General features: G+C 55.8%; 17 protein-coding genes, 1 tRNA gene and 2 pseudogenes. 13 read left to right on the top strand and 7 right to left on the bottom strand.

Going from position 1 to position 26236, the window contains the following annotated elements:
* Window positions 1–128: 128 nt before the first annotated feature.
* Window positions 129–275 (bottom strand): hypothetical protein, encoded by a 147-nt coding sequence (locus RISK_RS32175; protein ID WP_160311425.1) that lies wholly within the window; start codon window positions 273–275, stop codon window positions 129–131.
* Between the two features lie 127 nt (window positions 276–402).
* On the opposite strand from RISK_RS32175, the gene RISK_RS09555 reads away from it, so the two are divergent.
* The 3 genes from RISK_RS09555 to RISK_RS09545 all read left to right on the top strand — a co-directional run bounded on the left by RISK_RS09555 (window position 403) and on the right by RISK_RS09545 (window position 4325).
* Window positions 403–1026, top strand: coding sequence for a hypothetical protein (locus RISK_RS09555; RefSeq protein WP_047814019.1), 624 nt, complete (start codon window positions 403–405; stop codon window positions 1024–1026).
* A 150-nt stretch (window positions 1027–1176) separates the two neighbouring features.
* On the top strand, window positions 1177–2250 hold the full coding sequence (locus RISK_RS09550; RefSeq protein WP_150122540.1) for an SIR2 family protein: 1074 nt from the start codon (window positions 1177–1179) through the stop codon (window positions 2248–2250).
* A gap of 359 nt (window positions 2251–2609) precedes the next feature.
* Window positions 2610–4325 (top strand): ATP-dependent nuclease, encoded by a 1716-nt coding sequence (locus RISK_RS09545; protein ID WP_047814017.1) that lies wholly within the window; start codon window positions 2610–2612, stop codon window positions 4323–4325.
* A gap of 9 nt (window positions 4326–4334) precedes the next feature.
* Here RISK_RS09545 and RISK_RS09540 read toward each other — a convergent pair whose 3' ends face one another.
* A complete protein-coding gene (locus RISK_RS09540; RefSeq protein ID WP_150122539.1) occupies window positions 4335–4841 on the bottom strand; it encodes a hypothetical protein in 507 nt (168 codons plus the stop codon).
* A 133-nt stretch (window positions 4842–4974) separates the two neighbouring features.
* Here RISK_RS09540 and hsdR point away from each other — a divergent pair, with 133 nt between their 5' ends.
* From hsdR to RISK_RS33540, 10 genes and pseudogenes are all read left to right on the top strand, one after another.
* Window positions 4975–7317 carry an EcoAI/FtnUII family type I restriction enzme subunit R gene (hsdR, locus tag RISK_RS09535; RefSeq protein WP_047814015.1) on the top strand — a complete coding sequence of 781 codons (2343 nt, stop codon included), beginning with the start codon at window positions 4975–4977 and terminating at the stop codon, window positions 7315–7317.
* Window positions 7318–7322: 5 nt separating this feature from the next.
* Window positions 7323–8480: a PDDEXK family nuclease gene (locus tag RISK_RS28020; RefSeq protein WP_053061118.1), complete on the top strand. Its 1158-nt coding sequence runs from the start codon at window positions 7323–7325 to the stop codon at window positions 8478–8480.
* Between the two features lie 6 nt (window positions 8481–8486).
* Window positions 8487–9977: a type I restriction-modification system subunit M gene (locus RISK_RS09520; protein WP_047814013.1), complete on the top strand. Its 1491-nt coding sequence runs from the start codon at window positions 8487–8489 to the stop codon at window positions 9975–9977.
* The gene (locus RISK_RS28015; protein WP_053061117.1) at window positions 9974–11788 is read left to right on the top strand and encodes a restriction endonuclease subunit S; all 1815 of its coding nucleotides are present in this window, start codon (window positions 9974–9976) and stop codon (window positions 11786–11788) included. The genes RISK_RS09520 and RISK_RS28015 overlap by 4 nt, the downstream gene beginning before the upstream one ends.
* An 8-nt stretch (window positions 11789–11796) precedes the next feature.
* On the top strand, window positions 11797–12195 hold the full coding sequence (locus RISK_RS28010) for a hypothetical protein (RefSeq protein WP_053061116.1): 399 nt from the start codon (window positions 11797–11799) through the stop codon (window positions 12193–12195).
* A gap of 6 nt (window positions 12196–12201) precedes the next feature.
* Window positions 12202–12858 carry a hypothetical protein gene (locus RISK_RS09505; protein ID WP_150122538.1) on the top strand — a complete coding sequence of 219 codons (657 nt, stop codon included), beginning with the start codon at window positions 12202–12204 and terminating at the stop codon, window positions 12856–12858.
* 106 nt (window positions 12859–12964) lie between these two features.
* Entirely contained in the window at window positions 12965–13924 is a 960-nt protein-coding gene (locus RISK_RS09500) for a hypothetical protein (RefSeq protein WP_150122537.1), read from the top strand.
* Between the two features lie 1103 nt (window positions 13925–15027).
* Window positions 15028–15510, top strand: a pseudogene (locus RISK_RS33545) (bifunctional DNA primase/polymerase); the annotation flags it as partial.
* A gap of 252 nt (window positions 15511–15762) precedes the next feature.
* Window positions 15763–16296 carry a hypothetical protein gene (locus RISK_RS32980; protein WP_236696173.1) on the top strand — a complete coding sequence of 178 codons (534 nt, stop codon included), beginning with the start codon at window positions 15763–15765 and terminating at the stop codon, window positions 16294–16296.
* A 777-nt stretch (window positions 16297–17073) separates the two neighbouring features.
* Window positions 17074–18174 (top strand): annotated as a pseudogene (locus tag RISK_RS33540) (tyrosine-type recombinase/integrase); the annotation flags it as partial.
* Window positions 18175–18367: 193 nt separating this feature from the next.
* Here the strand turns inward: RISK_RS33540 and RISK_RS09455 are convergent.
* The 5 genes from RISK_RS09455 to RISK_RS09430 all read right to left on the bottom strand — a co-directional run bounded on the left by RISK_RS09455 (window position 18368) and on the right by RISK_RS09430 (window position 25711).
* Window positions 18368–18439, bottom strand: a tRNA-Gln gene (locus RISK_RS09455).
* A gap of 156 nt (window positions 18440–18595) precedes the next feature.
* A complete protein-coding gene (locus RISK_RS09450; protein ID WP_047814003.1) occupies window positions 18596–20566 on the bottom strand; it encodes a BBP7 family outer membrane beta-barrel protein in 1971 nt (656 codons plus the stop codon).
* A gap of 239 nt (window positions 20567–20805) precedes the next feature.
* A complete protein-coding gene (locus RISK_RS09440; protein WP_047814001.1) occupies window positions 20806–22419 on the bottom strand; it encodes an anti-sigma factor family protein in 1614 nt (537 codons plus the stop codon).
* A complete protein-coding gene (locus RISK_RS09435) occupies window positions 22416–23126 on the bottom strand; it encodes an RNA polymerase sigma factor (RefSeq protein ID WP_047814000.1) in 711 nt (236 codons plus the stop codon). The genes RISK_RS09440 and RISK_RS09435 overlap by 4 nt, the downstream gene beginning before the upstream one ends.
* A 194-nt stretch (window positions 23127–23320) precedes the next feature.
* Window positions 23321–25711 carry a serine/threonine-protein kinase gene (locus RISK_RS09430; protein WP_236696171.1) on the bottom strand — a complete coding sequence of 797 codons (2391 nt, stop codon included), beginning with the start codon at window positions 25709–25711 and terminating at the stop codon, window positions 23321–23323.
* Between the last annotated feature and the right edge of the window lie 525 nt (window positions 25712–26236).

The raw sequence follows: 26236 nt of genomic DNA, 5'->3' as shown, positions 1-26236 counted from the left end.
GTATCACTGGGTCCGTCTTCAATCGGCTCTTGCTGACTGATCGTCAAGCTACCCCGCTAGGAAACGAACAACCGTCTGAAACGCAGGGAAATCGAGGGTGTTCGCAATCGGCGGTGTCACGGGCGGTGTCATTGGTGCAGGACGCGGCCGAATTGCTGCAGTTGTTCCGTGATCTTGAACCTCGCCAGCAAGCGGAACTGCTGAGCATTGCCAAGGGCATGACAGCCAGCCGCCAAAGTGTCCACCAATGCTGAGACAACATCGGGCAACTTCACCGGGGTATCATCGCGGCCAACATGCCAGCGCATCGAAGGGGGTAGGCGACCCGGTGGCCCGTCCCCAACCCTCGGCGATCCCCCTTATTATGTCCATCCCAAAGTATTTCATCCCTCGCAGGGCCAATTGGCGCAACTGAATCGCCAAAACGTTCGCGAGCAGCCTCCTCCTTCGAGCCACCGCGTGATGTGTGAGTTGCCGGAATGCATCCCCATTTCAGAAGACGGATACTTCGGACCGCATCCAATCGCCCAACAGCTTCACCAACCGAGCTCAATCGATGCCGTTTACACTTCGGGCAATAGAGAACTCAAGATAGCTGCATCTCAGCCAACCTTTGCCGAAGCAATCATCCCTGCTGTTCGATGCTTGAAAGAGAACCCTGATGTCGCCGATGTTCAGTTCCAGGCATCCAACCCCGGCAATGAGCTTGGCGAGTACACGTTGATTCTTGGCGTCCTGGAGCGGTCAGAGGATGCAACACAGCACCCGTACAGCCTGTTCGTCGATCCATCGGCATTGTCCAACGTCACGCGATCGAAGCCAATCACCGAGCCAGCAAGCGAGCCACCATCGCCGTTCTGCAAGGCGTCTCAACCAACCTCCGAAAACGAGCCAAAGCCTGATGGATGCGGATGCTGGTGGTGGATCGTTGCGTTATTCATTCTATGGGTTCTCGCAATCGTCAACTGCGAAGGTGGCAACTCTGGCGTTCCCGACATCACTCCATTTGATTCGCTCCCGTTCTAATGTCTGGCCGTGTCGTTGCCTCCTGTCTGCCGAGACACAGCCAGTGTCAACGATCAACCCCGTCGAGTAAATTTGCTTCCGCTACAGGATGAGCCGCAGCCACTTTGACCGCAGCCATCGTCCATCCTTCCACTGATCGCAGAAAGAAAATTGGCACATTCTGAATACGAAGGCAAACGAGTCTGGATTCTCGGCGCCGGTTTTAGCCGTCATCTTGGTGCCCCGCTGTTCCACGAACTTTTCTCCGGTGAAATGGGGCTGATCGTAAAAACCGCGTTTTCAGAAGCTGACGGTTTTGATCGGTTGCACGATCTTTTCGCTCGGGTCGGAATAGTGTATCGGAGCGGTGCCGGGAAAGTGCAGTTGGAAGAAGAACCATCGCCAATCGCGTGGAGCAACCCGGAGCAGTTCCTCGAGGTCATCAGCGGATGGGCGACAAATCCTGGCTTGGTGTACGAAGGCTACCATCAAGGAGAATCGACCGATTATTGGGAGACTATTCTCGTAGCTGCCCTCCGTCGACTCGCAGCAGAGGTTTCTTGCTGCTATGCGGACCCGAGTGTCTTTATGGGGGAGCGAGCTCTCGCTTACAAGCAATGGGCGAGCGGATTGAAGGCTGGTCAGGATGTGATTATCACATTCAACTACGACACCATCGTAGAATCGTTGGGCATCGTCGGGTTGCAACAGGTCTTTAATGATCCGTCCGACACTGAGGTCCGAATGTTCAACGGCAGGGTGCCACTACTGAAAATGCACGGAAGCGTCGACTGGAAACGTACCGAAAGCGGCAACGTAAAGTGTTCGCTTGAGGATACGATGAAAGAGTGTCGGAAGATCACCGAGTTCGCCATGGCCATTCCGGGAACCGGAAAACTAAGCTTCAATCGAGAGAACCAGTGGCTGTGGAATTGCGCTGAGCAATTCGTCCAGGGTGCAGAGACAATTAATTTTGTTGGGTATCGAATCCCGGAGACGGACGGACTGGCCCTCAACTCAATTTGCAAGTCAATTCGCCGACGTTGCGCAGCTTCAAAACGTGACTCCTACCCACGGATCAACATCGTGCTTGGTCCGATGCCGACACCGGAGCGAGGCAGAGCAGAGGGCCTGATGCGTTTGCTTCTCGGAGAGCCAGCATCAGCCAATCCCAGATCAAGAAAGGTTCATGTTCACGACATGTGGGCTCAAGACTACTTCCAAAAAAGCGGAACGCTTAGTTAGCTCACCGACAGGAGCAGCAAACAGTATTGCCCCTCACCGACATCCAATCACACTCACCGTGACAGACAAACAGACCCCCACACGGACAAACCTAGAACCAAGCTGTAGGCAGCGAGGTGTTGGGCGCCTGCCTCACCGGCTTGGCCGGAGGCGTTGCCGCTATTCTCCAGGATCAAGAGTACCTGGGAGGGGGCGTGCTGCTCACTGGATCCGCTTAGAGCTTCGGCCTTCTGCTGAATGCACTTCTGAGAGCTTAGAAACCGGCTCCCCGATGAACGCGAACTGTCGAGTTCGAGACAAACTCGAACTACCCTGGTGAGACACTAGCCGTCAGTCCTTTCAGGAAATGCGCAAAACGAATGAAACCGTACAGGATCAAATTCAAGGGGGGAACATGCTTCAAAAGCGACTGGGCGGGTTTCGATAGATTCGACCCAATCAACGTCATTGTCGGAAGAAATAACGCTGGTAAATCGCGGCTCCTAGACTTTGTCAAAGAACTTTGCGGAAAAAAAAATGATTGCCAATCGTTTGACTATCAATTTTCCGCCATCCTGGATGAGGAGTTTTTGCGACTGGTGTTCCCCGACGACACTCGCGCCAGCGACTTAGGCCGTGCCGAGCTATGGGAGCCCCATGGAAAACCTTTTTTGTCTAAGCACATTCACTGGGTTGTCAAGAACTCGCTCGTGCAAATCACCCATTTGGATCCGGTCGATGACCATCTAGCTAAAAGATACGAAAGCCCGAGGCTTCTTCGCATCCAACGCAGATTGCCAATTGTCGAGAGTCCCTTTCAAGGATACATGTTCAGGCAATTGTATGCCGATCGAGACATCCAACCCGAAAAGGCTAGTACATCGACCGACCTCCAATCTAATGGCCATGGCGCAACCAACCTGGTCAACCGATACCTCAACAGCACGTCTTTGCCACGAGAACTTGTCCAGGACGACTTGCTAGATGCTCTCAATCTTATCTTTGGCGAAGACGGAGAGTTTACTGAAATTGAAACTCAACACGACGATGAGTCGGAAGCGGGTTTGTGGGAAATCTACTTGGCTGAAAAATCTAAGGGCCTGATTCCGTTAAGCCAGTCTGGCAGCGGACTCAAGACCATTATCTTGGTTTTGCTGAACATCCTAGTTATCCCACAACAAAGCAAGGAGCCTATCAGTAAGTACGTTTTCGCTTTTGAGGAACTCGAAAACAATCTCCATCCTGCTTTACAGAGGCGCTTGATGCGATACTTGGCAGAGTTCGCAAGAAGGACTGATGCCACGTTCTTTCTGACAACTCATTCAAACGTGACGCTCGATGTTTTCAGCCGTGATCCAAATTCGCAAATTGTGCACGTTTCACATGATGGAAATTCTGCCCGAACCCAAACTGTTGAGGCCCACTTCGATCGAGCAGGGATAGTTTCCGAACTAGGAGCCAAACCTTCGGACCTGCTGCAGGCCAATGGAGTTCTATGGCTTGAAGGGCCATCTGACCGGATCTACCTCAATCGATGGATCCAATTGTTCAGCAGTGGGGAACTTGTGGAGGGACTGGACTACCAGTGTGCGTTTTATGGGGGAAGTGTCCTTGCCCGAACGCAATTTGCGAGCCCAGAAGATTCAAACGAAGAGTTGGCAAACCTTCTCCGGATCAACCCAAACATCGCTGTTGTTTGTGATGGTGACCGAACGGCTGAGAAGAAGAAAGGGAGCAGGGTTAAACAACGCGTTCAACGCATCCGTTCCGAATTGGAGCAGATCCCCGGGTCAACACTTTGGATCACTGAAGGCAAAGAGATCGAGAGCTATCTAACGGTCGCTTCACTTGAAAACTTTTCTTCCATCGAAGCGAGTCGAGCACCGTTGAGGTATGAAAGAATCTTTCCCTCGACCAGCAAGACGGAAGCAGGCAAGTCTTACTTTGAGAAGGTGCTCAAACGCAGATCCGTCGACAAAATTGCGATTGCGATGCATGCTGCACCGCTAATGACCAAGGCCGATTTGTCCGAACGCTTCGAACTGGCAGTCCAGGTAGAAGCGATCGTGCGAGCCATCCGAGGATGGGGGCAGTAACTTTGCCAATCACTGCATTCCAAACACGGTAGCCGTGCTAAGCCCGTCGTAGGCACTAGCGGGCTTTTGCTTGGTCTCGCTCTTAGGAGCGGGTCCACCGGGCCAGAACATGTCGAACAATGCGGGCTTGCGTTTGCCGAGTTCGGGATGGTTGATCCCGGCAGCTTTGAGGAACGTCTCGAGATCGCGAATCTCCTGGTTCTGTTTCGCCTCTTGAACCTCGTCCGCCCAAAGCAGGCTGTTCGGGTGATAGTGGTCTTCCTGATACGCCTGCAGCGCCGTTCCAGGTGAAGCGCCGACAGAATCCAAGATCGACTGAGCCTGATCGGGATTCTCGCGAATCGAACGTCCGGTAGCGGCAATGGTTTGGTGCTGTCCTTCGGGAGCCTGGGCGGCGGTCTGCATCGAGCGTAAACCGCTTGTTGGCAAAACATTCGACAGGCTTTCCTGATCCCCGAGAGTCGCACCAAAGTGCAAGCGAGTTTCGTCCCAGCCCTGTCCCACTCTGTGGGCCATACTGTCTATACTCCCGCACGGGAAGCCACTCCAGTTGGCCGCTGGACAGCTTGAAACAGAAGACCGGGGCATCGTCGCACATCCTACCTGAGCGACATGCCCCGGCCTTTGCCCGCCAAATCAGGTAGGAATCATGGACTCAATCGACAAGAAGTCGCTGAGTGAACGCGACATTTGCACACAATTCATCACCCCCAGCATCACGGCTGCGGGTTGGGATCTGCACGCGCAAGTGCGTGAAGAGGTCACGTTCACCGATGGTCGCGTCATCGTGAAAGGGCGATCCACGGCGCGGGGACCGAAAAAACGTGCCGACTATGTCCTCTACTACAAACCGGGCATCCCGCTCGCCATCGTCGAAGCCAAGGACAACAAGCACACCGTCGGGGCTGGGATGCAGCAGGCACTGTCCTACTCCCACGAAGATTGCCTCGACGTTCCGTTCGCGATCAGCAGCAACGGGGACGGCTTCCTCATTCACGACCGAACGGGGACCTATCCGGAAACCGAATTCCAAATCCCTCTCGATCAGTTCCCAACGCCGGACGATCTTTGGCAACGCTACCTTCGATGGCGTGGCATCAGCGATCAAGCCGAGCAAATCGTCGATCAGGATTTCCACGACGATGGATCGGGCAAGTCCCCCAGGTACTACCAAGCCAAGGCAATCAACCGCAGCGTCGAAGCGATCGCGTCCGGAAAAGATCGTGTCTTGCTGGTCATGGCAACCGGTACCGGCAAAACCTACACCGCTTTCCAAATCATCTGGCGATTATGGAAGTCTGGGGCCAAGAAACGCATCCTGTTCCTCGCCGACCGGAACATTCTGGTCGACCAAACCAAAACAAACGATTTCAAGCCGTTCGGCGGCGCGATGACCAAAATCCGCAATCGGAAGGCGGACAAGTCATTCGAGATCTTCCTGTCGCTCTACCAGGCCATCACCGGTCCCGAGGAGAGCGACAAGGTTTACAAAGAATTCTCCCCTGACTTCTTTGATCTCATCGTGGTCGACGAATGCCATCGCGGCAGCGCCAAGGACGATTCCGCATGGCGGGAGGTGCTCGATTACTTCAGCAGCGCGACGCATCTGGGGATGACTGCCACGCCCAAGGAGACCCAGTACATCTCCAACATTCATTACTTCGGCGACCCCATCTACACCTACTCGCTGCGACAGGGGATCGATGACGGATTCCTCGCTCCCTACAAAGTCATCCGGGTCGACATCGACAAAGACCTCCAAGGCTGGCGCCCCACCAAAGGACAATTGGATAAGCACGGAAATCTCATCGAAGATCGAATCTACAATCAAAAGGACTTCGACAAATCTCTAGTTCTGGAGCCACGCACCCAGCTCGTCGCCCAGCGGATCACCGAGTTTCTTCAAGCGACCAACCCCTACGACAAAACCATCGTGTTCTGCGATGACATCGACCATGCCGAACGGATGCGTCAAGCCTTGGTCAACTGCAACCCGGAATTGGTCGGCGAAGACGACCGCTACGTCGTCCGAATTACAGGGGACAACAAAGAAGGCAAAGAGCAACTGGACTTCTTCATCGATCCCGAGTCCCGTTACCCCGTCATCGCGACGACATCGAAGCTGATGACAACGGGCGTGGATGCCAAGACCTGCAAACTCGTCGTTCTCGACCAACGGATTCAGTCGATGACCGAGTTCAAGCAGATCATCGGCCGGGGAACCCGGATCGACGAAGACTACGACAAACTCTTCTTTACGATCATGGACTTCAAAAAGGCCACCGAGCTGTTCGCCGATCCCGACTTCGATGGGGATCCGATCCCAGACGAAGACTACGATCCGCTGTCCGGTGGCAAGGGCACCGATGGCGATCCAGGCGAGGGCGACACCAATGGAGATGATCCGCCACCACCGCAGCCGGGAGTCAAGAAATACTATGTCCTGGATACCGAGGTGAGCGTTGTCGCCGAGCGAATCCAGTACTACGGCCCGGACGGCAAACTCATCACCGAATCCCTTCGCGACTACACCAAGAAAAAGGTCATGTCGCGATTCGCCTCCATGGACGAGTTCCTTCAGACCTGGAATGCTGCCGACAAGAAAGCCGCGATCATGTCCGAGTTCGAGGAACAGGGCGTCTTGTTTGAAGCACTCGCGGACGACATCGGCAAAGACCTCGACCCCTTCGACCTGTTGTGTCACGTCGTGTACGGACAACCGCCCCTGACACGGCGGGAGAGAGCCGAGAACGTCAAGAAGCGAGACTACTTCACCAAATACGGAACGCAGGCAAGGGCAGTGCTAGAAGCCTTGCTGGAAAAATACGCCAATCAGGGCATCCTCGCGATCGAGAGCATGGATGTGCTCAAGGTCGACCCGCTCGACGACATGGGAACGCCCGTCGAAATCATCAAGCTATTCGGCGGCAAAGATGCCTATCTCGCGGCGCTCAAAGATTTAGAAACCCAACTCTACGCAAGTGCTTCCTGAACAAGATGACCATTTATCGGTACACCCAAGATGACATTGTGGCTCTCCCGAAAACCAGCTTTGCCGAGGTCCAAATCTCCGAACGGGCTGACCTGCAGCGTCTGCTGCAAGATCGGATAGAAATTCTCAATCCGGACTCACTCGTAGCATCGCCGGACCTCCTAGTAATCTCAGAGGAGTTCAGCGAATGGGACGATAGTAAGCGACGAATCGACCTGCTTGCCATCGACCGAGAAGCGAACGTCGTTGTTGTAGAGCTTAAGCGATCCGAAGATGGCGGGCACATGGAACTGCAGTCGCTCCGCTACGCGGCCATGGTCAGTGTTATGACGTTCACGGATGCGGAAAAGACTTTTACGACCTACCTAGCGAAACGCGGAGATAATCGAGCGGCGAGAGACGTGATTCTCAATTTCCTCGGTTGGGATGAACCCTGCGAAGATGACTTCGGAAACAAAGTACGGATTGTTTTGGCGTCCGCCGAATTTTCAAAGGAGATAACGACGTCAGTCCTTTGGCTGCGATCGCAGGGACTCGACATTACCTGCGTACGGATCAAGCCTTACGGGACCAAGGATGAACTGTTCCTGGATGTTCAGACCATCATTCCACTTCCGGAAGCGGAAGCGTATCAGATCAAAATACGGCAAAAACAAGCAGCACAGGGCGTTAGCGCCGCCTCTGCTTGGAACGGGCAGGACTTCTATGTGTCGCTAGGCGAATACGACGACGCCAACTGGGATGATTGCCTGAAATACGGGTTTGTTACTGGCAGCGGAGGACGATGGTACACCCGGACTTTAGATCACCTATTCGTGGGCTCGCGGGTGTTCGTGCTGATTCCGAAGCGAGGGTACGTGGGCGTAGGCATCGTCACAGAAAAAAACCAAACCATCGATAACTTTATGGTGCAGGACGGAACTGAGACAAAGCGCCTACTCGACGCGCCGTTGTCCGCCAAGGACATGAGTCAAAACACTGGGGATCCTGACATGTGCTCCAACGTGGTTCGTGTTGAGTGGATCAAAACCGTGGCTCGGGAAGATGCGTTTTGGGAGCCAGGTTTGTTCGCCATCACGCACACGGCTTGCAAGCTAAAAGATCAAAATACGATCGACAGAGTGTGCCAAAACTTCGGCATCGACAGCACCACAGGGAAGTAGTCCAACATGTCCATTTCTACCACAATCAAATCCATCCAAGACATCATGCGCAAGGACGCGGGCACCTACGGGGACGCCCAGCGGATCGAGCAGATCGCGTGGATGTTCTTCCTGAAAATCCTCGATGATCGCGAGACCGAAGAGGAACTGCTTGAAGACGACTTCAAATCGCCGATCCCCAACAAGTATCGATGGCGGAACTGGGCAACCGACGATGAAGGCATGACGGGAGAAACATTGCTCGATTTCGTTGACAACGGGCTGCTTCCCGCACTGAAAGCCTTGACGGTCTCAGCAGCCAATCCACGGGCCGCTGTGATCCGATCCGCCTTCGACGACGCCAACCAATACATGAAGAACGGCACGTTGATGCGGCAGGTCATCAACAAGATCAACGAGATTGACTTCAACAACAGCAAAGACCGGCACCTATTTGGCGATGTCTACGAGCAAATCCTCAAAGACCTCCAGTCAGCAGGCAATGCGGGCGAATTCTACACCCCGCGAGCCGTTACCCAGTTCATGGTCCAGCAAACCGCCCCGCAGCTAGGCGAGCGAATTCTCGACCCCGCCTGCGGCACCGGCGGCTTCCTGACCGCCGTCATCGACTACATCCGTGAAGAAACCGGCCAAGTCAAAAAGCCCGCCCACGAAGAGACCCTGCAAGCCAGCATCCACGGCGTCGAGAAAAAGCACCTGCCGCACATCCTCTGCACCACCAACCTGCTCCTGCACGGCATCGACGTACCCTCGCAAATCCGCCATGACAACACGCTCAGCCGACCGCTACGAGACTACGGCCCGAAAGACCGCGTGGACGTGATCGTCACCAACCCACCGTTCGGCGGCATGGAAGAAGACGGCATCGAACTGAACTTCCCCAAAGCGTTTCAAACCCGCGAAACCGCCGACCTGTTCCTGGTGCTGATCACGCATCTGCTCAAAGACGGCGGACGCGGAGCCATCGTCCTACCCGACGGCACGCTGTTTGGCGAAGGCGTGAAAACGCGGATCAAGGAGCGGCTGCTCGACGAGTGCAATCTGCACACCATCGTCCGCCTGCCCAACGGAGTCTTCAATCCCTACACCGGCATCAAGACCAACCTGCTGTTCTTCACCAAAGGCACGCCCACCAAAGACATCTGGTTCTACGAGCATCCGTACCCGCCTGGCGCAAAGAGCTACAACAAAACCAAGCCCATCCGCATCGAAGAGTTTGACGCGGAGAAGAAGTGGTGGGGCAAGCCGGACACGCGGGGCGGATTCAAAGGCCGCAAAGCGAGCGAGCTAGCATGGAAAGTCTCCGCCGCCGACATTAAAGAGAACGGCTACAACCTCGACATCAAGAACCCGCACAGCGCCGACACCGGCCCCGGCGATCCCGACGAGCTGCTGGCCGAACTCGCTTCGATCCGCACCGCCAGCCGCCAGACGCTCGACCAGCTCAAGAGTGAACTCGCCACCGCGCTCAGTTCATCGGAAGTGAGATCGGTATGAGCGTCGCCACCGAGCCAGCCCCGGCCTGGGAGTCGCCGCAGTGGCAGGAAGCGGTCAGCCAGAATCCCGGCTTAGCGCCCTTCTTCGACAACCTTGAGTCGTTTGTGGAGTTACCGGAGGGAGTCGAAAAGCTGCGCGACTTGGTTTTGGATTTGGCGGTTCGCGGGAAAGTCGTTGCGCAAGATGAAAGTGATGAACCAGCATTCACACTATTTGACGCCATACAACGAACTCGTAAACAGCTCGAAGCTGACAAAGTCATTCGCAAAACCAAGCCCCTAGCTGAGATCACAGGTTCCGACATTCCATTCACCATTCCAGAATCTTGGCGATGGACTCACCTTCAAGAAGTCTTCTACTCGATCTCGCCGGGGAAGAAGAAACTAAAGACAAAGGACTACCTTGAGAAAGGCGAGTTTCCCATCGTCGATCAAGGCCAAAAATTCATCGCTGGATACACTGACCAAAAAGAGATGGTCACGACGATTCCGGGACCGGTCATCGTGTTCGGAGATCACACATGCGAGTTGAAGTTGATTGACTTCAACTTTGTCGCAGGTGCCGACGGAATCAAAATACTCAGGCCGATTGAGTTGTTTGAGCCGTACTTCTATTTGGTACTCGATAGTCTTGAGCTACGTGACCGAGGGTACGGACGACACTTCAAAATTCTCGTGGACAACTATTTTCCCCTTCCTCCCTTAGCCGAACAGCGTCGGATCGTGTCGAAGGTGGAGGGTCTGATGTCGTTGTGCGATACGTTGGAATCGCAGCGGCGGTCGCGAGAGAGTGTGCGAGAGCGAGCCAGCCGCAGCGTGCTGGGTCGCCTGACCTCGGCATCCGCGCCTTTGGCAGCGGGCACATCACGGGCAACATCGACAGGGGAAACGCTCAAAAGTAGCTGGCAGCGTCTGAGCGATCACTTCGAGGTCCTGCTCGACCAGCCCTCTGGCCCCGCCCACCTCCGCCAGTCCATCATTGACTTGTCGTCATTGGGGATGCTCACAGAGCAACGCGGTGATGAAGACTCTATGAACTCGGTCATGCGTGAGCGTAGAGTCAAACGGCAGGAACAATGGGAACGCGCCCAACTCTCAAAGTTTGAGGAAAAGGGTAAGAAGCCGAGAACCGATAGTTGGAAAAAAAAGTACGACACGCCCGAGCCGATTGACATAAGTGAACTGCCTGGACTTCCAACAAACTGGGCATACGAAAGACTTGGCTTGCTGGGGGCCGACCCCTTTAACACCGTGCAAACCGGTCCATTCGGAGCACAGCTTCACAAGACCGAATTCGTGAAGGAAGGTGTCCCAGTAATCGCCGTTGGGAACTTGACGGGACTTGGGTTTACCAGAAAGGGTCTGTATCACATCACGGAAGAAAAGGCAGTTCAACTAAGTCGGTATGACGTTCAATCAGGCGATCTATTGTTCGCAAGATCCGGCGCGACGCTCGGCAAGGTGTGTGTTGCGCCTGATTTCATTGACAACTGGCGAATGACAGGCCACATCCTACGTGCTCGCTTAGATACCAATGTCGTTCTTCCAGAACTGGTGGTCCTTTTTCTCTGGGGATCGGAGTTTGTGAAGGAACAGGTGACCGGCGGAATACGTGGAATGACTCGTCCCGGTTACAACACGAGCTTGCTTGAACGGATCGTATTGCCTCTTCCCCCGTTAGCCGAACAAAAGCGGATCGTGTCGAAGGTGTCGGTCCTTTTGTCGCAGCTCGACGAGTTGTCCGCGCGATTGCGTTCCCGCCAGTCCACCACCGACGCCCTCCTCACCGCCCTCATCCATCAAATCCTGTAGGGCAGCAAGTGACGACAAAGCGAAACAACCAAATCACAGGCAACGTCGGCATGTACTACGCCTGTTATCAACTTTCAAAACTCGGCCTCAATGTCCTGCCAACGTCAAGAAACGCTAAGGGAGCGGACATCATTGCCTATACCGACGATCATTCAACGTTCTCGACGATTCAAGTCAAAGCGATGACAAAGCTGACCAACATCTCACTTGGGAAATCGCTGGAGAACGTCGACTGCGACTGGTGGGTCGTTGTTGCGAACGTCTATCACGAACCGGACGCATACATACTCACACGAGCCCAAGTCATCGACACGGCAAAGCTCTACAACGAGACACACTGGGCACAGGGAAAGGCACTCGCCAAACCAGAAACACTCAACGCTTGGGACCGAATCCTCGGAAAGTAAATGCTCATGTCTCACGAGTACTACAAAACCAAATGCCTCGAGCATCTTGACCGAGTCATGGTCTCGCATGCATGCGCCTTTGCTTTGCCCAATGAGGATTTGTCAGCAAAGTTGCGGGGCACAAATGAGGAGAAGCGGCAGCAATTCGTCAACGACATCCATTTCGTTGCGCTCAAAACCAATTTCGAATTGTTCCTTGCGCGAAGCTTGCGACAGGTTTGGCTGGAACATTTCGATGACATCCGAATCAGTGACTCAGAGAAGGTTACTTTGGCTGAAGTCGCAAATCTGGCGTCAGTCGAGGATCTACGAAACTTCGTTGTGGATCAACTCGTCCCTCGACACGGATTACAGCGTCTCGGCAAAGCAATTCAAGAAGTTACCGGCGTGTCGCTGCCTTCGATCGCTGGCCGTCATTGGCCGCAAGTTGCAATCACATTTGGTATCCGGCATCTGATTGAGCACGGAAACGGAAGAACCGACTCGAGGTTCTTTGACCAACAGAGCGGCAACTGGAACGGCAGTAGTTTTTCACGACGCGAGATACCTTCGGTCGGGGAAAAGATCGAAATACTCTGCACCGACATCCAGGCGTCCGACAACGCCATGAGGGAGGTGGTCCCACAGCTTTCTGAAAGACTCTCCAATTGGACGCCCAGGTGACAGCGGCACCGAGAGACGTGTCGAAAGACAGCCTCTTTCCACAGGGGCGACAAGTTGTCCGAGCGATTGAACGCCTCGTGATTTCAGGGCTCGCATCGACGAACTGTTGACGCCCCGTAGCCGCCAGCAACAATACCCGACGCGGCTTGATCACCGCGTTTCCATCCGCCAATTGATCCCGGTGGATTTCGCCCGTCGTCGCGCCGGATCCATGCCCGGCACGGCGGCGGGCCTTCTTTTGCATGGGAAAACACAAATGAACGAAGCACGACTCATTGCCGCGCTCGATCGGTTGGAAAATCCGGCAGCATTCCAAGTCGTAGCTAAAGACCTCGACGAACTAATTGAGTTCTTCACTTCAATCACAAGCATCCTGCGAGCGGCAGCCTTCTTTGGCTCGGAGAATCAAAGGCGGTTCCCCTCACTGCCAAGGTTAAATCATCGGACTCGCGAGATTGTCCAAGCGATGGGCGGGCCAATTTCTACGGGCGTTCAGGAACTGTCGTACTTAGGCCCCTACGATCCGACCAAAGCTGACAGGATTCACATGCTTGCGAATGCAGCTCTAAAAGCAACTGAAAGCCTGGTTGAGCTATTTGACCGAGCACCACCAAGTAGCTTTATTGAGGCCGCTAGCAAGCCAACTAGTGAATCATCTGCGACGGTCGAAAGAGCTGGGGGTCCACCTGAGACAATCTCTCGCAATTCTGCCAGCGACGAGGCTCAAGGAATTTCTTCCTCAACTGCAGAGGAGGACTCAGCGATTGAACCAAATGACGAGTTCCCCAAGCCTGAAAGCCCTTTCGAAGAAACCGACCCCGATCAGAAGAAACTCAAAGCAAAGCGATTCTTGGAGTTTCATGCCTTCGAATTAAACAAAGTTCAAGGACTCAAGAGACCGGCGGTCGCCAAAGAACTGAGGCAAAAGCACATCGACGTAATGAAGATTTTGCATAGCGGTGAGTTCGTTGACGGAGCCTACCCATCTCCACCCACCATCACAAAATGGTGTGACGCCGAAAAATCGAGGCGTGAATCACAAAATCTTGCCGTCAATAAAAAGTGACGGTGGGAAAATCTTTGATACATGAACCCCCTGAATCAGATACTTTTTCGGTTGAACTAAGGAGGGTCGTGACCGTCACTTTTTTTTGAATACTGGATCGCGATTGACCAAGCGGTCTAGCGTTGTGTGAAAGTCAAACGAGCTCGTGCTCGTCCGTCAGCCACACACTCAACGTTCAAAATGGTCGATCCAGCAATACCACCAGCGGCGCTCAACGCTGACAATTCCGCCAGGTACATCGGTGTGCCTCGCAAAACCTTCGATCGTCTCGCCAAACTTGACAACACGATCAATGGAATACGCATTGGGGGACGTTTAGTTTTCCGAGTCGCGAGCCTTGACGCCTATCTCATGGATCGAGAACGGCAGATAGCCGCCACCGCCGGGCACTCGGAGGTGAGCCAGTGACTCGTTCGGAACTAGCAAGCCGATTGGAGATCGCGAGCACCACGCCCGACGAATTGGCCGATCGCGTCACCAATTCGGTAGTCGAGCAACTGCGGCATTTGATCCAGGAATCATCGAATCCAATTCTGGTCGATTCCGATGAGATGGCACGACTCGCCTCAATCTCACGCCCAACTCTAGACAGGCTCCGCTCGGCTCAGGTCGTCCCGTCAGTTTTGGTGGGTCGGCGCCGACTCTACCGGCCCGATGCGGTTGTCGCCGCTTTGGAAGCACAAGCTGCGGGAGGTGCTGACCATGTCTGATCAACGCTCAGAAGGCACCCGACGTCCTCGTCGCAAGCCAGACAACGCGCCGGAGGCACTACCCTTGTTCGATTTCGGTGCTAACGCTCAGGCCACCCGTGCTGAGGCACATGCTGCAGCATTGCCACGGCAAGCTGACCGCCTTGCCCGCGCGGCTGGAATCTTGCTCGACAGTGGCGCCATTGGATGCACGCGACACGAATTGGCGGATCGGATGGGGCTGCAGTTGCAGAGCGTCTGTAGCATTGCTTTAAAGCTACTGCGGGACGGAACGGCAACCGAGACAAAAACGCGGCGACGGACTCCATCTGGGGCAACTGCGGCCGTCATCGTGCACGTGGAGAACGTCTCGTGATTCACTGGCTTAGCTTCGACACGCCCCATGAATCAGCTATGTCATTCCATCGCATGGGGATCTTGGTGGTGCCCCTGTGCGTCGGCAAGAAAAGCCTGTCCCTCCGAAAAGGTGAACTGGCGAGACTGGAGCCACGCTCAATCGATCAAGGATGGATCGCCTCTCAGTGGCCAGGTAGGTCCAAGCGAAACGTTGGTGTTCGGCTGGGCCGCGTCTCTCACGGATTGATTGCGAGAGATTTTGACGAGTCGGGGGAGTATTTCGCATGGGCGGAGCGATTCCCCGATCTTGCTTCCCGACTGCCAACCGTTCGGACTCGACGCGGTTTTCATGTCTACCTGATTGACTCAGGCGGGTTCACTGGATCGGCGGACCTGCGGGCGCATGGATGCGATGGGGAAATCAAGGGCGATGGGACACATGTCGTCGCACCGGGATCGACTGTCGCGTTCAGCAGATCAGACGAGCCGATTCAGCCGTTTACCTACCGATGGACCAATGAACCGGATGGCGACGGATTTCCAGAAGCACCGCTTGTTGAATCGGGCCTCGTTCCGTCCTCGTTCAGAAGTGCAACACAGGATACCCAGGAGACTCAGGATACCAAGGACACTCAGGATACCAAGGACACTCAGGACACTCAGGACACTCAGGACACTCAAGGAAGTGGCGGGCAGGCCCATTTTAGATCGGCAATCGATTATCAGTCATTGATCGATCGCAACCGTATCAGTGGAAGAGGTCAGCGACGGAACGCGTTGAAGGCTTTGTGTATGTCAATCATCCGTCACTGCGGCGAACGCCCCGAAGGTGAGCTGAGAGACCAGATCTTCAAGGCTTGGTGGCAAGCAAATTCGGAGCATTGCGGTACCGGCGAAGAAACAAGCTGGCTCGAGTTTGACCAGATGCTTGATGAACTTCGGGGCGACGGGTTCCTGATGGTCGTCCATTCGATCCTCCCGAACATTGAAGTGCCGTTCTGGGCAGATCATCTGAGGCTTCGCCAGATAGGCCGGGAAGTCGCACGGATAGTCGTTGCGTGCGACTCAGTATCGAAGTGCCAACCATTCCATTTAAGCCCCAGAACCATCCAGAAGATGATTGGATGCGCAGACCATACAACGCCGTACCGAAACCTTCGGACTTTGGAACGCAAAGGGATTATCGAGGCAATCCAACGCGGTGAAGCAAAACCCGGAGGCAAAGCCACAACTTACCGACTGCTCGTCAATCTCGACGGCAGTATGAGACCACACAAACAACCCGCGTCACCAAACAATCCCGGTCCAACGAGAGGTGGATCGTAAAGCGGACACAGAGGCAATCCCGTCACACTTGTTTGTGACATCGCCGTGACGGACTACCCAAACCCCATTCAATCCCATGGACGGGCCAACCCTATCCGATGAGAAACCAAACCAATCATGAAAAGCCCAAACTTTGAAGATCTGTTCGAAGAACCAGAGCGCCCCCGCAACCGCGAACTCAAGGAAGCACGCAAGCAGTGCACACCCAAACCAGTAGCGGTCCTGTGTTCGTCCTGCAGCGAAACCGCAAAGGTTCCGCGCAGTACTCTGCTCAACAGAACTCGCATGCGTTGCCAGCTTTGCGGGGGTGCGATGAATCGAGACAACGAGGTGTAGATGCCGAACGCATGCAGCGGCATTGCTACAGCATGACAGTGGCAGATGCTTGGCATGTGCTTAGTAGCTGCTTAGCAGATCGCGAACCACCAACCAAAGCTGCTTAGCAGCTGCTGCTGATGGCCCTGCAGAACGTACTGCAGAAGCCACTGCAGTATGGGTGGCGGCGGGTGGTCTGGGACGTGCACTCGACCACCGCCAATCAGGTTGCGTCCTGAGCCATCAGGCGCCTTCCAGCCACGTATTTGTAGCGTGGGCTGAGTGTTACTGATTTGTGCTGATTGCTCGTGATCGAGCATCGGCGTTTGTTTGACCGGTTGTGAGTGACCGGTATTGTTCGTTTGCGATGCGGCTAGGTTCGCTACCGAAACCCCGTACCCATGCGGGTTGCCGTGTTGCCTTCATTGTTCATGGGGTTGACTGAAATGGGAGTCTGTTTGGATGGCGAGTTTGCGGAAAGAGTCTGACCGAGGACGTGTTGGTTGGAGGTTGCAGTTTCGCTGTGAGGGCAAGCGGCGCTCGCTGTGGTTGTCGGATCCATCGAAGCGTAGGGCGGAAACCGTGATGCGTCACGTAGATGAATTGGTCTTGGCGAAGTCATCCGGTGGAAAGGTTGAAGCCGCAACAAAGTTGTGGGTGGAAAGCCTGACTGGGAAGCTGTTCAAGTCGCTTGTTCGCTGTGGATTAGTTGAACCGAGATCTGACAGCGAGACGAATGAAGCTCAGAAAGAGTTGAGGGGGTATTGCGATGCATACATCAGGAGCCGAACCGACGTAGCGCAATCAACGCGGGACAACTACGGGCACGCGAGGCGTTTGCTTGTGGAACGGTTTGGCGAGAAGCATCCTATCGAAGCGATCACCGAAGGAGACGCGGAGCGTTGGCGGCGATGGTTGCTGTCACGGCCCGTTGCCTGGGATGAGGACAAGAAGCCAACCAAGACGATGGCAGTGGCCACTGTGAGCAAGCATGTGAAGCGTGCCAAGACGATGTTTGACGAAGCCGTGAAAGATCGTCTACTGGATTCAAACCCTTTCAAGAACTTGAAAACCGGCTCGGAAGCAAACCGCGACCGCGATCACTTCATCACCCGGGAAGCTGCAGCGGCGGTGCTGCGAGGATGCCCTGACGAGCAATGGCGGTTGATCTTTGCTTTGGCCCGGTTCGGAGGCTTGCGGCGGTGTGAGATCCTCGTGATGAACTGGGCGGACGTTCTTTTGGACGAAAACAAGTTGCGGATTGATTCGCCAAAGACAGGCGTTCGGCATTGCCCGATCTTCCCGGAATTGATGCCGATGCTTCGAGAGTCGTTCGAGGAGGCACCCGAGGGCACGGCACGGCTGGCCCACCGATACCGGCGAGCGGCCAACCTTGGAACGCAGATGAATCGAATCATCGAGCGGGCAGGCGTGCCGATTTGGGCAAAGACATTCCAGAACCTGCGTTCAACACGACGAACTGAATTGCAGGAGAAATTCCAGGATCACGTCATCAATTCCTGGATGGGCCACGGATCCGAGACAGCCGCCAAGCACTATTTGCAGGTGACCGCCGATCACTTCGCGGCAGGTTCAACCGACCTGACAGGTGACCCGATCGACACCGCGACATCTGGCGGTGTCACAGGCGGTGTCATCAGTGCCAATCTCCAGGCATCAGGAGCAATCAGGGCACAAAAAAACCCAGTGAAACAGGCTGTTGATTGCTCTGGATCACTGGGGATTGTGTCAGTAGCTACCCCGCTAGGACTCGAACCTAGAATGGCTGGACCAAAACCAGCTGTGTTGCCAATTACACCACGGGGTAGTGGGTGCGACTGAGCGGGAAGTTTAGCACGCGTTGCTTGGTTGCTAAAGAGGAGTCTGGCAGTTTCCAGCGGGTTCGTTCCAGAATTTTTTTCGGGTGCTCGAAGACACCGATTTTGCCGAATTTGCCCTGCGTTTCGCCCTCTGCTTTCCCGCCTCAGAAGGGGTGAACGACTCCAAAGGTGATCCCGTGTGCCAGCAAATCGTTGTAGGTTCCCTCTGGATCTGGACGACGACTGCCCTCGAAACCGCCAATCGAAAGGTCACTCAAATTCAACAACGGGTCGATCTGTTCCGCTGCTCGCATCACCCGACTGAGATACAGAAACTGGTATCCAATCGTGACATCCCAGTCATTCCAAAAGTGACGGGTCACGGAAAGCTGGATCTCGGGGGCGACCGCCAACTCGTCGAACTCACGGACCCCTGAATTGGTGGATCGAACCAGCAACCCGGTGTTGGATTGGCTGGTGATCACGCCGCCGCCCGCCTGCGGTTCGCTGCGGAGGGACGACCCTGAGGCGGCAACGCTGCTGTGCATCACCCCAATCCCCAATTGGACTTGTGTGTTGAACGACCAAACATCACCGGAAGTGGTCGACCGGATCCCCATCGTCGCGCCGTGAAAACGGTTTTCAACCGAGAGGTTATCCGTCTGTTCCAGCAGTGTCCCTGCGTCCACCCCGCCACCGTCGACCAAGTAGCGCCGTTCGTCATGAATCGCCAAGCGATCGTCCAGTTGCAGAAAGCGGTAGCCCACAAAGGATTCCATTTTCCGACCACGTTGGTTGATCAACAAGGCTCGCACCAACGCATCGGCGCCACCAAATTCAGTCGACGAATCGACTGAGATGTTGCCTCTGATTTCATTGTTGAAGTGGATGAGGTCTGCCGTTTCTCCGTTGTCCGTGCCGCCTGGCGTCACGTCGACATATGGCCGCGCCAAAATCGAATATTGAGAACCGTCCGCCGAGAAACGCTGGGTGATCTCTTCCGAGAAGAGCACTGATCCAGAGATCGCCAAGCCCGTGTCCCCCAGATAACGCCCGATCTCGATTCGACCGGCTGAACGTCCTTCGTCACCCAGCATGCCACCGTAAATCGTTTCGGTGCCAAGCTGGCCGATCTCGCCCGCCACATCGCGAGCGGTTCCGGCTCGGCCGGTCGTGACCAGGGACGGAGCATTTTGTCCATCGACCCAAAGGTGCATGTAGTCCGCGCGAATCCAAAGATCGTGCAGCGGATCCGACAACGCATGAGCCAACACGCGAACGCGCGCGTCAATCCGATCGTCGCATGCGCCCACACAGTTCCCACCGCATTCATCGCACGCTGGTGAGTGTCCGTGTGGCTGCCCCTGAAAAGCTCCCTCCATCAACACGCTCTCGTCGCCAAGGTAGGTTTCCCCCATCTCGCCGGCGTAGGTTTCGTCTTCCCCGATCCACTCCCCTTCGACCACGCTTCCATCGAGAAGTTGGCCATCGACCGTGCGTGGCACAAAGTCATTCATCCGGGCTTGCGCGGTTCGAGCGGGAATGGAAAGCGTTCCTGGCAATGGTTGCCCAACCCTGACCGGGGCAGGCTGGGCACCGTAGTAGTACTCGCCTTCTTCCAATTCGCTGGGAATCGGATTGCCGTCAGCATCGAGGATCTCAACACTGGTGATTTCCCCTGGCGTTTCAAATTGCGGCAGCCCATTCGTACCTGGAATCACCACTCGCCCGTCGGCGGGCAACTTCGCACGAGCCGATTGGCTGACACGAGACTGAACGTGCTGGACCTGTGACACCGGTTGGTTGGTGGCGTCCCCCTCAGAATCATTGAATGCAGCGTGATTGGGTTTGCCAATGTTGCGTTCGACAGGAATTCGCCGCGTGGAAGCCCCCGAAGAGGTCGTGCTTGGCTTGGTCGCAGCAACCGAAACCGGAGGCGTTTTGACACCGCCCTTGATTTCGGCTTCCGACTTCATCCCGAACCGGATGGGAAACGGAAAGAAGTTGGTCTTTGATTTCTCAGCGGTTGCCTGAGCCCAGCCGAAGGTCGGCAGGATCGCGAAATGGATTGCCAGGCATGCGCCCAGCAACGTGCGATTGAATCCAAAGCGGCATCGAGTCCTGGTGTCGTTCATGTGCTTTCCAGCCTTCCGAGGTTCCGTGGGGAACCGTGAATTGCGAGACGATTGCGTCGTGTCAGCGGCAATCGCCGGTGCGTCGGCTTTCGGGGTAGCAAACTTGAGCCGAAAAGATCAAGCCGGAAAGAATTTTGCCTGCCGGTGTTTCACGCAAGAAGGCACGTCGTGGCGCGACATGACAGGGAGCGGTGTCGACGGGTGAGGCCAACCAGCCCAACAGACGATTCAGCTGTGACTCAGTTCGAGGGGCGAAGGAGTTGGTCGCGAACTTCTTCGGGAGGCAACAGGTCGAGCACTTCTCGTTCGTCAGCGGAGGCTTCTTGATAAGCTTGTTGCAGCGTTTTCGATTCCGAATCCGGCCGACCGCGACGCCGCAAGGCTTCTTCGGCCCAGTCGCGGATGACCATCGAACGGAACCAAGCGTTCGTGGAAACCGTTCGCAGCAGCTCCAAGTCTTCTTGCGGCAGCATGATTTCGATTTGATGCAGTTCGCTCAGCGTCAACGGTGGTGATTCAGGGCCACGTTTCCCATCCTTGGGACCGTGACGACGGCCCGAGTTTCCCACAATCGAATGAGCGATGAAATGATACCAGATCGATTCATCGACACCCTGACCATCCCGTCCCCGGCCACCACTCTCACGCTCTCTCCAGCGGCGAAACCCTTCCATCATTCGCGTGGCGGCTGGCTCTTGATCCGCGATCCGTTGTTGAACGATTTGCCGCATCGTGAATGCGATCCGTTCGATCGTCTCGTCACTCAATCCTTTTGCTGTCACACGTCCGATGACGCTCATCGTTTCATGCACGCCTTCTTCGATCGCACGTTCACGCAGTTCACCGGTTTGGTTTTCGATGGCGGCCAACGTGTCACGACTGAGCTGTTCCTTCCAACGTGAATAAGCTCGGAGCGTGGTCAGCAACTGTTGCGAATCCTCTGCCTCGGCCACGCGTTTGGCTCGATCTCGTGTGATGGAGCGAGCTTGGGGAGAAAGGTTGTTGAACGTGTCCCAACGTCGATACGCCGTCGCGCGTTGCTCCTCATCCAGTTCCGCAACGGCCTCAAGCAATTCATCGGTGCCTCCGTATTGATCCACCAAGGACTCCAAGTCTTCGGTCGCGGATCGGCTGGCAAGCGCAAACCACAACGGTGATTCCGCGAGGTCTCGGACGAGCTCCAAGTCATCGGTGCTGAAATACGCCAGGTGATCGATCGCAATTGGCAAATCCGCGATTTGACTCTGATGCGAGACGGTCTGCCAGCGCCAACTGACGAGCGACGAAACGACCAAAGCCAGCACGCCAAACGCGAACAAACGACGTGTCCATTTCTTCAGCCGACGACGGGGCAGGGTGCCTGAACCGGAAACGCCATTGCCCGTGCCCGCCGCCTCGATCCCCATCGAGGCTCGCGTGAGATCACGAACGACCATTTCCAAGGTGGTTTGGACCGAGTGCTCATCCACCATCGGAGTCGGCAAGACATCCAGCATGTCCCAACCACGCTGCAAACCTTGCAAACGCAGACGCAGGGATTCCTCACTGATCAACCGATCCTCGAGTTCCGCACGCTCCTTTCCGGAAAGCTCGCCGTCCAGGTAAGCGACCAATTGCTCGTCGTCAAGATCCAGCGGAACATCGCGAAGCGTGAGCTGATCCGGATCATTGCCCCGTGCCGAACCGTTTCCCGACACCGAACCACCGGGCCCCAGTTTGGGAATTGCCATCGAGACGGTTCTGTCGCCGGCGGTTTGACCTGTTTCGTTGGCGGATGCCTTGCCGGACGCGCTGGCATCGACGTCAAGCTCCGCGTTGGTTGGGTTGTCGAGAGGACGTTTGGGATCATTCATGAAGGTTCCTCCTCGGCAAACTCACCGGCCCGCTGATCGGCGGCTGGCTCCATTTTCAACGACGGCAATGACATCGCCGGATCAACCGTTCCGCCCAACTGCCCCGATTCGATGTAGGGCGTGAGAGCTTCTTTCAAACTGACGCGAGCGCGGCTGAGCAACGACTTCACCGCCTTGGTGCTCAGGCTCATCGTTTCCGCGATTTCGACGTAACTCATGTTTTCAAACCGAGACAGGATCAACGCCATGCGCTGGCGTTCATTCAACGAAGCGACTGCCGCTCGAACGATCGTGGCTCGTTCGTCGCCTTCGACTTGGCGTGTCGGCATCAACCCGCTGCTGTCGACCGCCGTCACCGCCAAAAAAGGTGAGTCATCCGAATCGTCGGCGCCCCGCGGCGAATCCACTTCGCTGGTCTCATGCCGGCGTGCCGCGGTGCGTTTGGAATTGCGAGCGACATTGCCTGCGATTGTGAACAACCACGTCGAAAACTTGGCTCCCGGCGTGTAACTCTGGCGAGCCCGGTAGACCCGCATGAAGGTTTCCTGTGCCAAATCCTCCGCCAGGTCGCCTCGAGGTGCCAAGTGTTGCATCAACCGAACCAACCTTGCTTGGTAACGCCGAACCAGCTCTTCGAACGCGCCCGCATCATCCTCTTTCACGCGCAGCATCAACCGCACGTCAGGATCAGATTGCGTGTAACGCAGGACGGTGGACTGGGTCGGCGATGTCAGGGCACTGTGGGGAGAGGGGGGAAAAAGGGACGGAAAAAACGGGAACAGGAGAGAACACAGCAGAGCAGGGCGGCGTCAAAAGTTTCTGAGCGAGTCTCCAACGAACCAAACGCAACCGCAGAGCCAGCTTCGCCGGGACCTCCACCACCGAGGCCCCGCTTCGCCGCTCACCCACCGCCGGCCGCGGCGTGCTGCAAGATGCCATAAATTTCGATCACGTTGTCATCCGCATCAAACACCGGATTCCCACGTGTGAACAACTTTCGATACTTGCCTTGGTCATCACGATACCGGAACTTCAACTGGTACGAGGTCCCCTGAGTCAGACTACGTTCCACGGCAACCTGAAGTTTCTCTCGGTCGTCCGGGTGAATCGACGCGATGAAGTCGTTGTAATCCGGAGCCCCACGGCTGACATCTCGTCCGGTCACTCGGAACGCTTCTTCGGACCAACGAATCGCCTGGGACTGCAAAGCGAACGACCAACTACCTAACCCCGCCAAACGCTGAAGGTCTCGCAACCGCCGCCGAGAATACTCCAAATCACGTTCCGCGGTCTTGCGAGCCGAGATATCCCGCACGGTCGACAACAGCATTTCTTCGCCGCCCAGGTGAACCGTACGCGAACTGATCAAAACATCGATCACGCCTGGGATTTGCACCTGGCCGGTCTTGTCATCGCAATTGAGTTCTTCCAATTGAGTTTGCTTGTGCAGGAACTGCGTTTCGAAGTTGTCGATCTGCCCTTCCCGAGCGAGTTGCTCGATGAACGTTTCGCGTTTCTCTGGGCAAGCCCAGATTGTCAACGACGTCATCTTTTGGCCGACGACCTCTTCTTTGGCATAGCCCAGCAATTCCAAGCAGGCAGTGTTGGCTTCCAGCACCACGCCATCGGACCAGCGGATCAGCATCCCGGCGTCGGGCGAATGTGTGAACAAGGTCGAGTACTTCGCTTGGCTTTCACGCACTCGTTCACGACGATCGCGTTGCTTGCGAACTCGCGCTGCCGCTTCGCTGTCAGTTTGCCCGGCGGATTCATACAGGACCAACGCCAAATCCAAGTCGCCTTGGGCGGTGGCGGTTCGGGCGAATTCCAACTGGGTGCTACGCAGCGTGTCGATCGCGCGACGGTTGTCGGGCCAAATTTCGATGGCTTCGCGAAGCAGAGCGTCGACGGCCGCAAAACGCTCGTACCGATCCGCTCGCAAGCCTGACGGAACACTTTCCTGGCAAACTTCTTCGGGAGCTCCCAGTTCACCGATCTCGGCCAAACGCCGTTTTGCACGACGGACCAAACGATCGCTGGCCTCATGAGAGCGGTGACCTTCAATCGCCTCGATCAATTCTTCCACCGAAGTGAACCGGTCCAGAGGATCGGTCGCCATCGCCTTCAGCGCGATCTGAATCAATTCCAACTCGGTGTCACCGAGTTGTTCTGGAACGGGCTCGATTTGATTGTTTGCTGCAGCTCGAATGCAGGCCAACAGACTCTTGCCATGGTGCGGCGGGAAACCCGCCACCACTCGAAACAAGATCGCGCCCAACAAATAGATGTCCGTGGCATAGGTGATGCCAAACAGATCACCGGCTGCCAGTTCCGGAGCCATGTAGGCTGGCGTTCCCCCAATCGCGTGATGCGAATCCGTGCTGGGAACAGCCGCCGTCGGCGTCAACGAACTCTTGCTGAGGGCCAATCCCCAGTCCGCCACCAGGACTTCGCCGAAGCGTCCCAGCATCACATTCTCGGGTTTTAAATCGCGATGCACGAGGCCTCGCGAATGCGCGTAACGAATAGCATCGGCAACTCGCAGCAAAATATTGAGGTTTTTCTCCAAAGAAAGCGTGTCAATTTGCTGGTCCCAACTCGCACCATCCACCCGCTTCATCGAGTAGAAGAGCTGACCTTCGTCGTCAATGCAGAGATCATGCAGCGCGATCACGTTGGGATGGTCGAGCGCACCGATCACACGAGCCTCGGCCAAGAAGCGTCCACGTGAGGAAGCATCCGTTGCCAACTCACGCCGCAACACTTTGATTGCCACTTCGCGATCGATCGCTCGCTGGTGGGCTTGGTACACGATCCCCGTCCCACCGCTGCCCAGCGTTCCCACCAACCGATACTCGACATCCTTCATGGAGGCACAATCCGCCTTGGTCGGATCAGAACTCAACATGGCAACGCGACGCGGCGGCAAGAACCCTTCGCAGCTGGAGGTCGCGGCCGGAGGGTTGAGAGCGGATGGCGATGAGTCGCCCGCACCAATCAGCAGATTCCCGGTTCGCGATGGATCCGCATCGACGCCCTCACCATCGACCGAACCAGTGGCCTCGATCGTTCGAGCCAAGTCCGCTGCATCGACCTTGCCTTCGGTGGTGACACGAGGCGTCGCAATGTGCGGAACGTATGCCCAACTGGGATGCTGCAACACACCCGCGCTCGATCCTCCCTCGGCAATCGCGTCCAGCGACAATGTGAGCGTCTGCGAATCAGCAGGCATCTCGGCCAATCGCTTGGACAGAGCGGCATCGACTTCAATCGTTTCAATCAGGCTGGACATCAACACGTCCGAAGAGGGCGAACATCCGCGAATGAGTTGGCCACACATGCCGAAATTCGCGCACCTCATTTTAGACGGCGGGCCACTGGCAACGTAGGCCCAAGAGCAGTTTTCACCCCTGCATCGCCCAGAATTCCGGCCCGCTGGCCCGGACAAGTCTACCTGGCCGGATCGACCAACCGGGGGAGCAGAAACCCACGCCACGCCTGCCCACCCCCGTCTGTTGGTCCCCCCAAACCCAGCGAGGCCCAACCGTCGCCTGGGCTCTTCGCCCGACAAAGCTTCGTTTGTAGGTTGGGCTCTCAGCCCGACAACTGACTGCATCACACCGGAGCGGCAAGCGTCCGAAATGAAAAGAAGACTGCTTGTCGGGCTGAGATCCCAACCTACGGAATCGAGACGCCACCCCAAATCACAACACGACGGGCGCACAAAAAAACCGACGTGGCCGCGGATCGAATCCGCTGCACCACGCCGGCCAGGTGAATCTTGGGTTGCCGAGCAAGCTCGCTCAGCCGATTTGGA

Origin of the sequence: Rhodopirellula islandica (assembly GCF_001027925.1) — a bacterium.
GTDB classification, from domain to species: domain Bacteria; phylum Planctomycetota; class Planctomycetia; order Pirellulales; family Pirellulaceae; genus Rhodopirellula; species Rhodopirellula islandica.
Note: the sequence above shows the minus strand (reverse complement) of the source record. Positions and strands in the feature narration are given on the sequence as shown.

Excerpts from the sequence above, each read along its gene's own strand:
- RISK_RS28015 (WP_053061117.1), top strand. The coding sequence starts at position 9,974 with ATGAGCGTCGCCACCGAGCCAGCCCCGGCCTGGGAGTCGCCGCAGTGG.
- RISK_RS32980 (WP_236696173.1), top strand. The coding sequence starts at position 15,763 with ATGTCAATCATCCGTCACTGCGGCGAACGCCCCGAAGGTGAGCTGAGA.
- RISK_RS09520 (WP_047814013.1), top strand. The coding sequence starts at position 8,487 with ATGTCCATTTCTACCACAATCAAATCCATCCAAGACATCATGCGCAAG.
- RISK_RS09505 (WP_150122538.1), top strand. The coding sequence starts at position 12,202 with ATGTCTCACGAGTACTACAAAACCAAATGCCTCGAGCATCTTGACCGA.
- RISK_RS09540 (WP_150122539.1), bottom strand. The coding sequence starts at position 4,841 with ATGGCCCACAGAGTGGGACAGGGCTGGGACGAAACTCGCTTGCACTTT.
- RISK_RS09440 (WP_047814001.1), bottom strand. The coding sequence starts at position 22,419 with ATGAATGATCCCAAACGTCCTCTCGACAACCCAACCAACGCGGAGCTT.
- RISK_RS28020 (WP_053061118.1), top strand. The coding sequence starts at position 7,323 with ATGACCATTTATCGGTACACCCAAGATGACATTGTGGCTCTCCCGAAA.
- RISK_RS09430 (WP_236696171.1), bottom strand. The coding sequence starts at position 25,711 with ATGTCCAGCCTGATTGAAACGATTGAAGTCGATGCCGCTCTGTCCAAG.
- hsdR (WP_047814015.1), top strand. The coding sequence starts at position 4,975 with ATGGACTCAATCGACAAGAAGTCGCTGAGTGAACGCGACATTTGCACA.
- RISK_RS09545 (WP_047814017.1), top strand. The coding sequence starts at position 2,610 with ATGAAACCGTACAGGATCAAATTCAAGGGGGGAACATGCTTCAAAAGC.
- RISK_RS09450 (WP_047814003.1), bottom strand. The coding sequence starts at position 20,566 with ATGAACGACACCAGGACTCGATGCCGCTTTGGATTCAATCGCACGTTG.